The organism is Mesorhizobium sp. ESP-6-2, assembly GCF_020164675.1.
Taxonomy (GTDB): domain Bacteria; phylum Pseudomonadota; class Alphaproteobacteria; order Rhizobiales; family Rhizobiaceae; genus Mesorhizobium.
Map to the genome: position 1 here is coordinate 945,191 of NZ_JAIUGT010000001.1, position 12,995 is coordinate 958,185.

Below are 12,995 nucleotides of genomic sequence, written 5' to 3' on the forward strand. Positions count from 1 at the left end.
TGCGCTGGTCGGTTTAGCCGGCGGCCGCTGCATTGACCTCCCACCCGTTCACCCAGATCTGCCGCAACCGGTCGCCTTCGCCCTTGAAGCGCAGTCCGGTCGGCAGGCAATCCTCGATGCGGTCGCTGCGGAAATTGCGGATCGCCTGGCGTAGCTCGCACCAGGCGACGATGTTGGCGGTCTCGGCATAATAGATCAGCGCGATCGGGCGGATGAGGCGCTCGGAAGCGCGGCCAAGCTCGTCGCGATAGGAGAGGTCGAGCTTCTCCTCGTCGCGTATGGCGCGGCGCACCAGCGCCAGGTCGATCGCACCTGCAGAGGGCGCGGCGAATCCCCACGCATGCAGCGCATTGGCGTCGAGCGTCTGGCGCAAAGGCGGCGGTACGGCGCCGGCGATCTTGGCGCCGACGCGCTTGGCCGCCTGCTTGAGCTCATCGTCGCCCGTTCGCTCCAGCAGCGCCAGTGACAGCACGATCGCCTCCATCTCCTCGATCGAAAACATCAGCGGTGGCAAGTCGAAGCCGGGGCGCAGGATATAGCCGATGCCCCTCCCGCCCTCGATCGGCACGCGCATGGCCTGAAGCGCTGCGATATCGCGATAGATCGAGCGTATCGTCACCTCCAGCTGCGCGGCAATCATTGCCGCCGTCACCGGCTGCCGCGCCAGCCGCAGGATCTGGATGATCTCGAACAGGCGCGACGCCTTGCGCATTTTCTCACCCCGGTGCCGATCACAACTGACACATCATCGTCAGTTGGGTCGGCCTATAGGACCGTCTATCGGATTGAAAATCAACAGGTTCCGCTGCGGCTGGGCCGAGTGGGGCAACAGGCAACTGACATGGGCTATGCTGAAAATCTCTGGCTGTTCTTTATCCTGCTGTTCGGCATCATCGCCGTTCCAGGCATGGACATGCTGTTCGTGCTGGCCAATGCGCTGACCGGCGGGCGCGACAGGGGCCTTGCCGCGACCGGCGGCATCATGGTTGGCGGCATGGTGCACACGCTGAATGGCGCGATCGGCGTCGGCCTGCTGATGCATTTCTTGCCGATCCTGTTCAAGCCGCTGCTGATTGCAGGCGCCGCCTACATGGCCTTCATCGGCATCACGCTTATGCGCAGCTCCATCACTGTCGGTCGCGACGGGCCCGCCGGCAGCCGCTCGGCATGGAAGGCGTTTCGCCAAGGTCTTGTGACCTGCCTGATCAACCCGAAGGCCTATCTCTTCGTGCTCGCCGTCTATCCGCAGTTCCTGAAACCGGACTACGGCCCGATCTGGATGCAGGCGACGGTGATGGGCCTGCTGACCGTGCTGACGCAGGCCGCGATCTATGGCGGGCTCGCAATATCGGCCGGTCGCAGCCGCAAGCTTCTGATCGCCAATCCACGGGCGACCATTCTTGCCGGCCGGGCGGCCGGGCTGCTGCTCTTCGCGATTTCCGTGTTCACCGCATGGGAAGGACTGAGGGCGGCGTAATGTCGGGCTAGACCGAACCGCCGCCCTTCTGGCGCCGGCCGGATCAGGCGGCGCCCTTCAGCGTGGCGAGAAGCTCGTCCAGCTGCTCGAATTGCTCGGACATCGCATCCGCCGCCCCGGCGCCGGCGTCGAGGGCTTCCTTCGAGGGATAGAGCTCGCGCATGACCAGCAGCGTCTTGCCGCCTTTTTCCTCGAAGGTCACCGTGGTGACGGGTCCGCCGTCACCCCCTTCGTCATTGGTCCAGACGAGGCGCGAGGGCGGTGTCACTTCGAGATACCTGCCGAAGAACTCGGCGGGCTGCGAGTCATCATGCCCGAACACCAAACGGTACCCGCCTCCCACACGAACATTCATCTCGCACGAACGCAGGAACATGCCCATCGACTTCGGCACCCACCACTGCTTGAACAGCTCGGGCTTGGTCCACGCCTCGAACACGATGCGCGCCGGCGCGTCGAAGCTTCGCGTAACGACCAGCTCCCGGTCCGACGTCCGTTCCACCGTCGTGCGGTTCTGCATGGGGGTGGGCTCATTCGCTCTTGTTTCGTCCATCGGCTTCCTCCTTTCGTTTCATTTCCTCGATAACCTTGTCCAGCTCGTCGAAGCGTGCGGCCCAGAGCTGGCGGTATCTCTCGATCCATGCCGCCTCTTCCTCCAGGCGGCGCAGGCCGAGCTTGCAGGTCCGCACGCGCCCGACCTTCTGCGTGGTGACGAGCCCCGCCTCCTCCAGGACGCCGACATGCTTCTTCATGCCCGTGAGGGTCATGTGGAATTTCTGGGCCAGGTCCGTGATCGAAGCATCCGCACGGCCGAGTTGCTCCAGAACCCCGCGTCGGGTGGCGTCCGAAAGCGCGGCGAACGAGGCGTCCAGGCGGGCCGGAGAATACTGAACCATATGGTTCAGTATGTAACATGCGGATCGGTGGCATGCAAGGAGGTGGAGGGCTGCGGGGTCTAAGAGCGGCGTGGTCCCGGGCTGAAACCGGAAACGCCGCCCCTATGGTCCAACCGGATCAGGCGGCGCCCTGCCGGCTCTCCATCGAGGCGCGGCGCGCCGACCGGCGCCATTCCACGGCGCCGGCAAGGCCGTGCAGCACCGTCTCCGTGGCCGCCCAGTCGATGCAGCCGTCGGTGATGCTCTGGCCGTAGACGAGCGGCTTGCCCGGCACGACGTCCTGCCGGCCGGCGACGAGGTTGCTCTCGATCATGACGCCGATGATGCGCTCGTCGCCCGCCGCGACCTGTCCTGCCACGTCAGCCGCGACCTTGGGCTGGTTCTCCGGCTTCTTGGCTGAGTTGGCATGGCTGACATCGATCATCAGGCGGGGCGCGATACCGATGCGGGCGAGTTCGACCGATGCGGCTTCGACGCTTGCCGCATCGTAATTGGGCTGGACGCCGCCGCGCAGGATGACATGGCAATCCTCGTTTCCGGTCGTTGCCGCGATCGCACTGCGTCCGCCCTTGGTCACCGCCATGAAATGATGCGGCTGCGCGGCCGACTTCACCGCCTCGGCAGCGATCCTGAGATTGCCGTCGGTGCCGTTCTTGAAGCCGACCGGGCAGGACAGGCCCGAGGCCAACTCGCGATGGATCTGGCTTTCGGTGGTCCGCGCGCCGATGGCGCCCCAGGCGACGAGGTCGGCGATGTATTGCGGCGTCGTCATGTCGAGGAATTCGGTCGCCGCCGGCAGGCCGAGATTGTTGACGGCGGAAAGCACGTTGCGCGCCATACGCAGCCCCTTGTCGATGTTGAAGCTGCCGTCGAGGTCGGGGTCGTTGATCAGGCCTTTCCAGCCGACCGTCGTGCGCGGCTTTTCGAAATAGACCCGCATCACGATCTCGAGCCGGTCGGACAGAGCCTCGCGCAGCGCCGCCAGACGGCTGGCATAGTCAACGGCCGCGACCGGATCGTGGATGGAACAAGGGCCGACGATGACGACAAGTCGGTCGTCGGCCCCGGTCAGGATGGAGTGGATGGCGTTGCGCGAGGCGGCAACGGTGCGCGTCGCCGTGAGTGAGCGCGGTATCTCGCGCATCACCTCTTCCGGCGTGCTCAGCAGTCTCAGTTCCTTGACCCGAAGGTCGTCTGTGGTGGTCAACACGGCTTCTGCTCCTGGTTGGGAGACCTGCCGGCTGAAAACAAAAAAGCCGCCAGGTCTGGCGGCTTGTCGGACTGTTTGCTGCAATCTTCAGATCGAGCGCAATCCTCCCGCCGCCAGCGAGCTGCTAAAGTACCAATAGGTGGCGGTCAGGTGGATCATGCGGCTCATATAGTCGAAGCGGCGGCGTTTGTCACGTACCCTGATGAGAGCCATTTCAGGATATGCCGAACCCCCGCGACGCGGTGGGCCTTTCGGCGATGTTATGCCGCTATTCCGGCGACGCCCCAGCGATGCTCTGGTCGTAGTCGACCAGCGAGCCGGTCATCACGCCGGATTGCGGGCTGACCATGTAGCTGATCAGCCGGGCAAGCTGGTCCGGCTTCACCAGCTGCCCCATCGGCTGTGCGGCCTCGGCCTTCTCAAGCCAGTCGTCGGGTGCGTCATGCCACTTCTTCTGCACGATGTCCTCGCCCTCGGTGTCCATCCAGCCGGGCAGCACGGCGTTGCAGCGGATGCGGTTGAAGCGGTAGGCGTTGGCGACATTCTTGGTCAGCGTCATCAGAGCGCCCTTGCTGGTCGAATAGGGCGTCAGGAACGACTGGCCGGTATGCGCCGACATCGACAGCACGTTGACGATCGATCCGGGGGCCTTTTTCTCAAGCAGATGCGCCACCACGCCCTGCATCAGGAAGAAGGGTCCTCGCACATTGGTGTCGAAGATGGTGTCGAAGAGCTCCTCGCTGGTCTCCACCAGCGAGCCGCGCGCCGAGGTGGCGGCGGCGTTGACCAGCGCATTGATGGTGCCGAAATGCGAAAGCGCGGTGGCGACGGCGCGCTTGCAGTCGGCCACCTTGGAGACATCGGCGCTGATGAAGATCGCGTCGACGCCCGACTTCTTGAGGGTGGCGACTGCCTTGTCGCCCTTTTCCTGCGAGCGGCCGATCAGCGCCAGCGCCCGGCAGCCTTCTTCCGCCAATGCTTCGGCGACCGCGAAGCCTATGCCTTGTGCGCCGCCGGTGACGATGGCGCGCGTTTGTGAATTGCGACCGGCTGATGCGCTCATCGCTCTGCTCCTGTGCTTTAAGTCGTTATTTTGTCGAGGCGAACGGTCTGGCCTGATGTCGCCGATTTCAGCGCCGCATCCGCCAGCCGAAGTGCGATGAGCCCGTCCGTCCCGCTCGGTGCTGCCTTCTTGCCCGACGTCGCGGCGGCGATGAAGGAAGCAATCTCGATGGCATAGGCATCGAGATAGCGGGTCATGAAGAAGTCGTGCAGCGGCGGGCGCGTATAGCCCTTCTCATTGGCGAGTTCGATCGACACCGGCCGCTGGTTCTCGGCCGCCACCATGCCTTTCGAGCCATGCACCTCGATGCGCTGGTCGTAGCCATAGGTGGCGCGGCGGGAATTGGAGATGACGGCCTGCTTGCCCGACGCGGTTTCGAGGATGACGCTGACCGAGTCGAAATCGCCGGCCTCGCCGATCTTCTTGTCGACCAGCACCGAGGCATGCGCGCTGACCGCCACCGGCTCTTCGCCGAGCAGGAAGCGCGCCATGTCGAAGTCGTGGATGGTCATGTCGCGAAAAATGCCGCCGGAGCGCGCGATGTAGTCGATCGGCGGTGCGCCCGGATCGCGAGACGTGATGGTCACCATCTCGACCGCGCCGATGGCGCCGTCATCGATTGCCTTGCGCACCGCGGCGAAATGCGGGTCGAAGCGCCTGTTGAAGCCAACCATCAGCGTCGCCTTGGCCTTCTCGACCACGGCCAGGCACTGCTCGACGCGCTTGACGTCGAGGTCGATCGGTTTCTCGCAGAAGATCGCCTTGCCGGCCCTGGCGAAGCGCTCGATCAGGTCGGCATGGGTATCGGTCGGCGTGCAGATGACGACCGCGTCGATATCCCCGGATTTCTCGATGGCATCGATTGTCCGCACCTCGGCACCGTAGGCCGTGGCGAGCTCGCTCGCCGCCTTCTCGAATGCGTCGGCAACGGCCACCAGTTTGGCCTGCGGATTGGAGCCGACGGCGCGGGCATGGACCTTGCCGATGCGGCCGGCACCGAGGAGGGCGAAGCGGAGAGTCATGGAAGTTTCCTCTGGGGAATGGTTCGAAGGTTGGCGGGGCGCCGGTCATGCGCGCAGGTGTTTTTCCGGTCAAGACAAGATCGACAGGGAGGCGATGACCGCCGCCTCCGCGCCCGGCCTAGGCCGCGAGTTCGGCCTCTCCGGTCTTGGCGCCGGTGATGTAGGAAACAATATCGTTTCCGTCGGTGTTCTCCTTGCGCAGATTGGCGACGATGCGGCCGCGCCGGAACACGACGATGCGGTCGCAAAGGTCGAACACCTGGCGCATATTGTGGCTGATCAGGATCAGCGGCTCGCCATTGTCCTTCAGCGTGCGGATGATGTTCTCGACCTGCGCGGTCTCCTGCACGCCGAGTGCTGCCGTCGGCTCGTCCATGATGATCAGCTTGGAGGCGAAGGTCGCGGTCCTGGCGATCGCCACGCACTGCCGCTGGCCGCCCGACATGTGGCGGATGGTGTTCGACAGGTTGGGGATTTTCACCGCCGTGCGCACCAGCGCGGCTTCGGTCGCCTTGCGCATCCCCCGGCGGTCCAGGATCGAAAACGGTCCCAGATTGACCAGCACTTTTTCGCGGCCAAGGAACAGGTTCGACGGGACGTCGAGGTCGTCGGCCAGCGCCAGGTTCTGGAACACGGTCTCGATGCCGGCCTCGCGGGCCTCGATAGGACCCGAAAAATTGACTTGCTTGCCGTCGAACCAGATCTGGCCGCTGGTCGGTTGCTCGACGGCGGTGATCTGGCGCACGAAGGTCGACTTGCCCGCACCGTTGTCGCCCATGATGGCGACGTGTTCGCCCTTGCGCAGCTCGAAGTTCGCGCCGTCCAGCGCATGCACGCCGCCATAGCGCTTGGTCAGGTTTTCGGTCTTCAGCACGATGTCTGACATGGTCAAGCCCTCAATGCCCGCAGGCGCTGGCGCCACTGGTCGAGAACGACGGCGCCGACGATGATCACGCCCTTGACCATCTCCTGGTAGTAGGCGTCGAGGCGCAGGAAGGTGAAGCCGGAGATGATGACGCCGAAGATCAGCGCGCCGATCACCGTGCCGATGATCGAGCCGCGGCCGCCCGACAGCGATACGCCGCCGATGACCGCCATGGCGATGGCGTCGAGTTCGTACATCACGCCCATGCCGGCCTGGGCGGTGAGGTTCTTGGAAGAGAGCACCACTGCGGCGAGCGATGCGAGTATGCCGGCGATGACATAGACCAGGATCTTGTGGTTGGCGATCTTGATGCCGGACATGCGCGCGGCGTCCTCGTTGGAGCCGATCGCATAGCAATGCTTGCCATATCGTGTGTAGGTCATGATCAGCTGGAACAGCACGGCCAGCGACAGAAAGATGATGACGGGCATCAGGCCCTTGCCGATGGCGGCGAAGCTCTCGGTCGGGAAGGAGATGGGCTGCCCCTTGGACCACCATTTGGCGATGCCGCGCGCGGTCACCATCATGCCGAGCGTGGCGATGAAGGGCGGAATGCGCGTGTAGGCGATCAGGGCGCCGTTGACTAGGCCGGCGAGCAGGCCGCAGCCGATGGCGACCAGCAGCGGCACGATCACCGGTAAGTCGGTCCAGCCCTGCGCCAGGAACATCGCCTTGGGATTGGGATTGCCGTTGACGGTCGCCACCTGGGCGAAGCTCATGGCGATCATGGCGGTGGCGCCGACGATCGAACCCGAGGACAGGTCGATACCGCCCGATATGATCACCTGCGTCACCCCGATGGCGATGATGCCGACGATCGACACTTGCAGGATGATGATCTGTAGCCGCGCCTCGTTGAAGAGGCCGCCGACATTGCTGCGTGTGTTGAACAGGAAGCTGTCGCCGAGAAAGATGCGGCCGATCAGTTCGAAAATGACGACGAGGATCACGAGCGCCAGGAAGACGTTGAATTCCGCCGGCCATGTGCGCTTCTTAGCATCATAGCCGACTCCGCCGACGCCATGAGATGTCTGTGCCAATCGTCTATCCTCCGTCAGCCGCGGTCGCTCCTGGCGCCTGAAAGCGCTGAGAGGTCGAGCGGCGCCCGGTCTTTTGAGCGCCGCCCGGGTGAACCGTTCCGCCGCTCAGTTCTTCTTCAGGAACTTGTCGATGTTGGCCGGCGTCACCAGTTGGAAGGGCACGTAGACCTTGTGTTCGACCTTCTCGCCCTTGGACAGTTTCAATGCCGCGTCGAGCGCGCCGGCGCCCTGGCCGGCCGCGTCCTGGAACACGGTGGCGTCGAGGTCGCCTGCCTGCATGGCCGCAAGCGCGTCCTGCGTGGCGTCGACGCCGCCGACGACAACCGTCTTCATGTCGACATTGGCGGCCTTCATCGCCTGGATGGCGCCGATGGCGCTTTCGTCGTTGTTGGCGATGACGCCGTCGAACGGCTTGCCGGTCGACAGCCAGTTGGTCATCAGGTTCTGGGCCTCGTCGCGGTTCCAGTTCGACGTCTGCTTGTCGATGATCTTGATGAAGCTGCAATCCGGCGTCGCGATCACCTCCTCGATGTCCTTGGTGCGCTGCACGGCTGCCTGGTTGGAAAGCTCGCCCATGATCACATAGACATTGGCTTCCGTCTTGCCGGCTTCCTTGAACAGGCGGCAGACCTCCTTGGTTTCGAGCGTGCCGGAATCGGCCTCGTTCGAAGCGACGAAGGCCTGGTTGTCAGGCAACGTGTCGACATTGACCGGTTCGCGGTTGACATAGACCAGCGGGATCTTGGCGGCGGCCGCGGCATCCGACATCGCCTGCGTGGCCGAGGTGTCGACCGGGTTGACGATAATGGCGTCGACGCCCGATGCGGCGAAGTTCTTGATCTGGTCGAGCTGTTTGGCGACGTCGTTCTGTGCGTCCTCGACCTGCAGCTCCACGCCGCTCATGCCCTTGGCCTGCTCGATCATGCCGTTGCGCAGCACGGTCAGGAAATTGTCGTCGAACTTGGCCATCGACACGCCGATCTTGGCGGCCATGGCGGACGAACTCATCAGCGCCGCGAAGGCGACGCCCAAAATCATTTTCTTCATTGTATCTCTCCTCCACTTTGGGTGTCCGGTTGCACCGATCTATCCGGAATCCCCGATCTCCCCGGGGAATCTCTCCCTGATATCATTTCGTTCCAACACGGTTCACCACTGGCTGGAACGCCGAACTGCCTGCTCGAACCAGGCGTTGTCGGAACGAAAGAACCAAAATGCACAGCCAGTGAAATATTTATTCCATTTCGAATCGGGGCGTCAAGGGAAATTCCGAATTCGGGCGTGTGATTTTCGGCTGTCTCTGATGGATTCTATCATTTCAGGCGGCCGGTTTGCGGCAGACCGGGCTGGCCGAGGGTTTTATCGTTTCATGGAAACGCCCCACCTTCCGTCCTGACGCGACCTGGACGGAAAACCGCTGCGCGCATTCCTGAAAGCTTCAGATGTTTTCCGGCAAATAGATGTCGAAGGGGAGGAATGTCTGGCCCGGCGCATCGGCCGCACCGGTTTCGATGGCATGCGCCATCCGATCGACGAGCTCGCGACAGAGCGCGGCAAGGGGCGTCGAGATCACCATCGTCAGGATGTTGTCGGCAAGCGCGGCGCGCGATTCGGCTGATATCTCGTTGCAGACGACCACCGGCATGCTTGCGGGTTTCGCTGTCCGCAGCGCCGAGACGGCGCCTTCCATGCCGCCGCCGGCGACGTAGCAGCCGACAAGATCCGGATATCGCGCCAGAAGATCGATCATCGCGTCATGGGTCACCTGGTTGGCCTCCAGATTGACCAGCGTCTCCAGCACGTTGAAGTCCGGCGCATGCTCGCGAAAGAAGGAGCGGAAACCGATCTCACGCAGCTCATGGCCGTGGAAGCGGTGGCTGCCGACAAAAAGGGCGACCTTGCCGGGCTTCCTCGCGGCCTTCGAGATCATCCAGGCGGCGGTGCGGCCGACCTTGCGGTTGTCGAGGCCGACATAGCCCTCGCGGATGCCGGCGGCGAAGTCGGACAGCAGGGAGAAGACCGGCTGCCCCCTGGCCTTTAGCGCCTCCACGACCGCCGTCAGCGTCGGATGGTCAGGGCCGACCACGGCGATCGCCCGCGATTTCGCCGCCAGCCTGCGCATCTGGGCGGCGATCTCATCGGGGGCCAGGGAAGTGGCGAAATCGATGGCTGCGACGCCGCGGAAGCGCTGCGATTGTGCGACCGCGAGTTCGAGTTCCCGCGCGAAATCGCCATAGAAAACGTCATTGCCCCGAAGCAGCAGGAAAGCCAGCCGATACTCGGGCAATTCCTGGCGCATGCGCTGCTTGATCAGGCCTGCGGCGTGATAGCCGATCTCGGTCGCGGCGTTATAGACGCGGCGTGCCGTTTCCTCGCGCACAGGCAGGCGGCTGTTGAGCACCCGGTCCACCGTGGCGACGCTGACGCCGGAGATGCGCGCCAGATCTGATATGGTCGGCCGTTTCGCCATGTCTGTCCTCATTTGACTGCGCACCTTTCCTACATCTTGATGATAGGAAATGATAGAAACTATCTTTATGATGTTGAGTCTATCATGAGCTAGCCTTATTTTCAGCCTCCAAGCTAGGAAATGTCGGGCATTCGCGTGGCGGACGCCCTTGCTGAGGGAGGCAACCATGCATGCTGCGCCGTCTCGGCGTGACTACAGCCTGATCGGCCGCGACGCCAGGCTGGCCGTTGAGACCGGCCTGTCGGCGGCCGAATGGTATCACACCGACATTCCCCGCAAGCAGATGAAGGAGCTGATGCAGCGCTCCGACACGCCCGCGCTCCGCGACACGGCGATCTGGATCGCCGCGCTCATCGTCAGCGGCGCCGGCGGTGCCTGGTTCTGGGGCACCTGGTGGTGCGTGCCGTTCTTCTTCGCCTATGGCGTGCTCTACGGCTCGTCGACCGATTCCCGCTGGCACGAATGCGGCCATGGTACGGCCTTCCGCACGCAGTGGATGAATGATTGGGTCTATCAGATCGCCTGCTTCATGATCATGCGCAACCCGGTGACCTGGCGCTGGAGCCACACGCGCCATCACACCGACACCATCATCGTCGGCCGCGATCCGGAAATCTCGGTCATGCGGCCGCCGGATCTGGTGCGCGCCATCCTCGGCTTTGTCGGCGTGCGCGACGCCTGGCATGCGATGTCAGACATGCTGCGCAACGCCGCCGGCAACATCAGCGCGGCCGAAAAGACCTTTATTCCCGAGCAGGAACAGGCAAAGGCGATCCGCATCGCCCGCATCTGGACCGCGATCTATGCCGCAACCATCGCGCTGGCGCTCTATACCGGCTCGTTCCTGCCCTTGATGCTGGTCGGCCTGCCCAGGCTCTATGGCGCCTGGCACCACGTCATGGTCGGCCTGCTGCAGCATGGCGGTCTTGCCGACAACGTCACCGACCATCGGCTGAACAGCCGCACCGTCTACATGAACCCGATCAGCCGTTTCATCTACTGGAACATGAACTACCACGTCGAGCATCATATGTTCCCGATGGTGCCCTACCATGCGCTGCCGAAGCTGCATGAACTGATCAAGCACGATTTGCCGGCGCCGACGCCGTCGATCCTGGCCGGCTATCGCGAGATGCTGCCTGTCTTCTGGCGCCAGTTGCGCAACGAGGATTATTTCCTCAAGCGCGAGCTGCCGCCGACGGCCAGGCCGTATCGCGAGGATCTGCACAACGACAATGCTGCCTTCAACGCCGCGGCGGAGTGACACCCGCCCGTGAGGCGCCATCGGGAAATTTTGCGGGAGAAATGAATGAGCGACTGGGTCGAGGCCTGTGCCGTGGGAGACATCGACGAAGAAGATGTGATGCGGTTCGATCACGGCGGCCGCAGCTACGCCATCTATCGCAGCCCCGATAACGAGTATTTCGCCACGGACGGCCTGTGTACGCACGAAAAGGTGCATCTCGCCGACGGGCTTGTCATGGACGACATCATCGAATGCCCCAAGCACAATGGCCGCTTCAACTACAAGACAGGCCAGGCCAAGGGCGCGCCGGCCTGCGTCAACCTCAGGACCTATCCGGTCAAGGTCGACGCCGGCAGCATCCTTGTTCAGATCGGATAACCGGCATGACTCGCGGAATGGTCATCATCGGCGCTGGCGAATGCGGCGGCCGCGCGGCGCTTGCATTGCGCGATCTCGGCTATGAGGGAGCGGTGACTCTGGTCGGCGACGAGCCGCATCTGCCCTATGAACGGCCGCCTCTGTCCAAGGACGCAATGGCCGGCGGCGCGCCCGAGATCAGGGCGATCGCAACCGAAGAGATCCTGGCCGAAAAGTCGATCCGGCATATCCACTCCATTCAGGCTTCAGCGATCGATCGCGCCGCGCATACTGTGCGCCTGTCGGACGGTTCGGTCCTGCCCTACGACAAGCTGCTGCTGGCGACCGGCTCGACGCCCCGCAAACTGTCGATGCCTGGCCTTGACGGGCGCTGCGTCTATCTCCGCACCTTCGCCGATGCGCTGGCCATCCGCGCCCACCTCAAGGCGGGTAACCGCATTGCCGTCATCGGCGGCGGCTTCATCGGCCTCGAACTCGCCGCGGCGGCCCGCAAGCTCGGTGCTGCGGTCACCGTCATCGAGGCGCAGCCGCGTATCCTGATGCGCGGCGTACCGGCCGAGATCGCCAAGGTCGTCCATGATGCCCACGTCATCGAAGGCGTCGACATAACGTGCGGCGAAGGCATTGCCTCGATCGCCGACGACGGCAGGCAAGTGCGCATCGCGCTTGCCGGAGGGCGCGAAATCGTCGCCGATCTCGCCATCATCGGCATCGGTGCCGTGCCGGTGACCGGACTGGCCGCCGAAGCGGGACTGGCCATCGACAACGGCATATCAGTCGACGCCGAGCTGCGCAGCACCGACCCCGACATCTTCGCTGCCGGCGACTGCTGTTCGTTCCCGCTTGCCGTCTATGGCGGCCGTCGCGTGCGGCTGGAGGCCTGGCGCAATGCGCAGGAGCAGGGCGCGCTGGCGGCAAAGAACATGCTGGGCGCCGGCGAAGCACATGCGGAGGTGCCGTGGTTCTGGTCGGATCAGTATGGCCTGTCCCTGCAGATCGCGGGGCTTTCCGATGAAGGCCGCAGCACGGTGCGCCGCGATCTCGGCGAGGACGCCTTCATCCTCTTTCACCTTGCCGAGGACGGCAGGCTGGTAGCCGCCAGCGGCATCGGTCCCGGCAATGCCGTCGCCCGCGACATCAGGCTGGCGGAGATGCTGATCGGCAAACGGGCGAGGCCGGCGCCGGAAGCGCTCGGTTCGCAGGCCGTCAAATTGAAGTCGCTGCTGGCGGCCTGAGCTCCGCTTTTATCGGGGGCGCCGCTTTGGCAA

At 63.8% G+C, this 12,995-nt stretch carries 15 protein-coding genes; 4 read left to right on the plus strand and 11 right to left on the minus strand.

Annotation, left to right across the window (positions count from 1 at the left end; translation table 11 throughout):
- Positions 1-13: 13 nt before the first annotated feature.
- Entirely contained in the window at positions 14-712 is a 699-nt protein-coding gene (locus LB532_RS04685; protein ID WP_140643884.1) for a helix-turn-helix transcriptional regulator, read from the minus strand.
- A 129-nt stretch (positions 713-841) separates the two neighbouring features.
- On the opposite strand from LB532_RS04685, the gene LB532_RS04690 reads away from it, so the two are divergent.
- Positions 842-1,477, plus strand: a complete 636-nt coding sequence (locus tag LB532_RS04690; RefSeq protein ID WP_140643883.1) for a LysE family translocator — start codon at positions 842-844, stop codon at positions 1,475-1,477.
- A gap of 43 nt (positions 1,478-1,520) precedes the next feature.
- On the opposite strand, the gene LB532_RS04695 is transcribed toward LB532_RS04690, so the two are convergent.
- From LB532_RS04695 to LB532_RS04735, 10 genes are all read right to left on the minus strand, one after another.
- Positions 1,521-2,030 carry an SRPBCC family protein gene (locus tag LB532_RS04695; RefSeq protein WP_140643881.1) on the minus strand — a complete coding sequence of 170 codons (510 nt, stop codon included), beginning with the start codon at positions 2,028-2,030 and terminating at the stop codon, positions 1,521-1,523.
- Entirely contained in the window at positions 2,008-2,373 is a 366-nt protein-coding gene (locus LB532_RS04700; protein WP_140643879.1) for an ArsR/SmtB family transcription factor, read from the minus strand. The genes LB532_RS04695 and LB532_RS04700 overlap by 23 nt, the downstream gene beginning before the upstream one ends.
- Positions 2,374-2,491: 118 nt before the next feature.
- Positions 2,492-3,583: a 3-deoxy-7-phosphoheptulonate synthase gene (locus LB532_RS04705; RefSeq protein WP_140643871.1), complete on the minus strand. Its 1,092-nt coding sequence runs from the start codon at positions 3,581-3,583 to the stop codon at positions 2,492-2,494.
- Positions 3,584-3,670: 87 nt separating this feature from the next.
- Complete coding sequence (locus tag LB532_RS30025; protein ID WP_263492087.1) at positions 3,671-3,796, minus strand: hypothetical protein; 126 nt, start codon at positions 3,794-3,796, stop codon at positions 3,671-3,673.
- Positions 3,797-3,851: 55 nt separating this feature from the next.
- Complete coding sequence (locus LB532_RS04710) at positions 3,852-4,646, minus strand: SDR family oxidoreductase (protein WP_140643869.1); 795 nt, start codon at positions 4,644-4,646, stop codon at positions 3,852-3,854.
- Between the two features lie 17 nt (positions 4,647-4,663).
- On the minus strand, positions 4,664-5,668 hold the full coding sequence (gene iolG, locus LB532_RS04715; RefSeq protein WP_140643867.1) for an inositol 2-dehydrogenase: 1,005 nt from the start codon (positions 5,666-5,668) through the stop codon (positions 4,664-4,666).
- A 118-nt stretch (positions 5,669-5,786) separates the two neighbouring features.
- Entirely contained in the window at positions 5,787-6,554 is a 768-nt protein-coding gene (locus LB532_RS04720) for an ATP-binding cassette domain-containing protein (protein WP_140643865.1), read from the minus strand.
- Between the two features lie 2 nt (positions 6,555-6,556).
- Entirely contained in the window at positions 6,557-7,633 is a 1,077-nt protein-coding gene (locus LB532_RS04725; RefSeq protein ID WP_140643864.1) for an ABC transporter permease, read from the minus strand.
- A 105-nt stretch (positions 7,634-7,738) separates the two neighbouring features.
- Entirely contained in the window at positions 7,739-8,680 is a 942-nt protein-coding gene (locus tag LB532_RS04730) for a sugar ABC transporter substrate-binding protein (RefSeq protein ID WP_140643862.1), read from the minus strand.
- Positions 8,681-9,071: 391 nt separating this feature from the next.
- Positions 9,072-10,103: a LacI family DNA-binding transcriptional regulator gene (locus tag LB532_RS04735; protein ID WP_224556402.1), complete on the minus strand. Its 1,032-nt coding sequence runs from the start codon at positions 10,101-10,103 to the stop codon at positions 9,072-9,074.
- Between the two features lie 166 nt (positions 10,104-10,269).
- Between LB532_RS04735 and LB532_RS04740 the strand changes: the two genes are divergently transcribed.
- The 3 genes from LB532_RS04740 to LB532_RS04750 are packed head-to-tail and all read left to right on the plus strand — an operon-like array spanning position 10,270 to position 12,962.
- A complete protein-coding gene (locus LB532_RS04740; RefSeq protein ID WP_140643859.1) occupies positions 10,270-11,367 on the plus strand; it encodes a fatty acid desaturase family protein in 1,098 nt (365 codons plus the stop codon).
- A gap of 45 nt (positions 11,368-11,412) precedes the next feature.
- Positions 11,413-11,727, plus strand: coding sequence for a MocE family 2Fe-2S type ferredoxin (locus tag LB532_RS04745; protein WP_140643858.1), 315 nt, complete (start codon positions 11,413-11,415; stop codon positions 11,725-11,727).
- 5 nt (positions 11,728-11,732) lie between these two features.
- Positions 11,733-12,962, plus strand: a complete 1,230-nt coding sequence (locus LB532_RS04750) for an NAD(P)/FAD-dependent oxidoreductase (RefSeq protein ID WP_140643856.1) — start codon at positions 11,733-11,735, stop codon at positions 12,960-12,962.
- The last annotated feature ends 33 nt before the right edge of the window (positions 12,963-12,995 follow it).

What these genes read in the sequence shown, in the direction of transcription:
- LB532_RS04745 (WP_140643858.1), top strand. Translation starts at nt 11,413, where the DNA reads ATGAGCGACTGGGTCGAGGCCTGTGCCGTGGGAGACATCGACGAAGAA.
- LB532_RS04730 (WP_140643862.1), bottom strand. Translation starts at nt 8,680, where the DNA reads ATGAAGAAAATGATTTTGGGCGTCGCCTTCGCGGCGCTGATGAGTTCG.
- iolG (WP_140643867.1), bottom strand. Translation starts at nt 5,668, where the DNA reads ATGACTCTCCGCTTCGCCCTCCTCGGTGCCGGCCGCATCGGCAAGGTC.
- LB532_RS04710 (WP_140643869.1), bottom strand. Translation starts at nt 4,646, where the DNA reads ATGAGCGCATCAGCCGGTCGCAATTCACAAACGCGCGCCATCGTCACC.
- LB532_RS04720 (WP_140643865.1), bottom strand. Translation starts at nt 6,554, where the DNA reads ATGTCAGACATCGTGCTGAAGACCGAAAACCTGACCAAGCGCTATGGC.
- LB532_RS04690 (WP_140643883.1), top strand. Translation starts at nt 842, where the DNA reads ATGGGCTATGCTGAAAATCTCTGGCTGTTCTTTATCCTGCTGTTCGGC.
- LB532_RS04740 (WP_140643859.1), top strand. Translation starts at nt 10,270, where the DNA reads ATGCATGCTGCGCCGTCTCGGCGTGACTACAGCCTGATCGGCCGCGAC.
- LB532_RS30025 (WP_263492087.1), bottom strand. Translation starts at nt 3,796, where the DNA reads ATGGCTCTCATCAGGGTACGTGACAAACGCCGCCGCTTCGACTATATG.
- LB532_RS04750 (WP_140643856.1), top strand. Translation starts at nt 11,733, where the DNA reads ATGACTCGCGGAATGGTCATCATCGGCGCTGGCGAATGCGGCGGCCGC.
- LB532_RS04735 (WP_224556402.1), bottom strand. Translation starts at nt 10,103, where the DNA reads ATGGCGAAACGGCCGACCATATCAGATCTGGCGCGCATCTCCGGCGTC.
- LB532_RS04685 (WP_140643884.1), bottom strand. Translation starts at nt 712, where the DNA reads ATGCGCAAGGCGTCGCGCCTGTTCGAGATCATCCAGATCCTGCGGCTG.
- LB532_RS04695 (WP_140643881.1), bottom strand. Translation starts at nt 2,030, where the DNA reads ATGGACGAAACAAGAGCGAATGAGCCCACCCCCATGCAGAACCGCACG.
- LB532_RS04700 (WP_140643879.1), bottom strand. Translation starts at nt 2,373, where the DNA reads ATGGTTCAGTATTCTCCGGCCCGCCTGGACGCCTCGTTCGCCGCGCTT.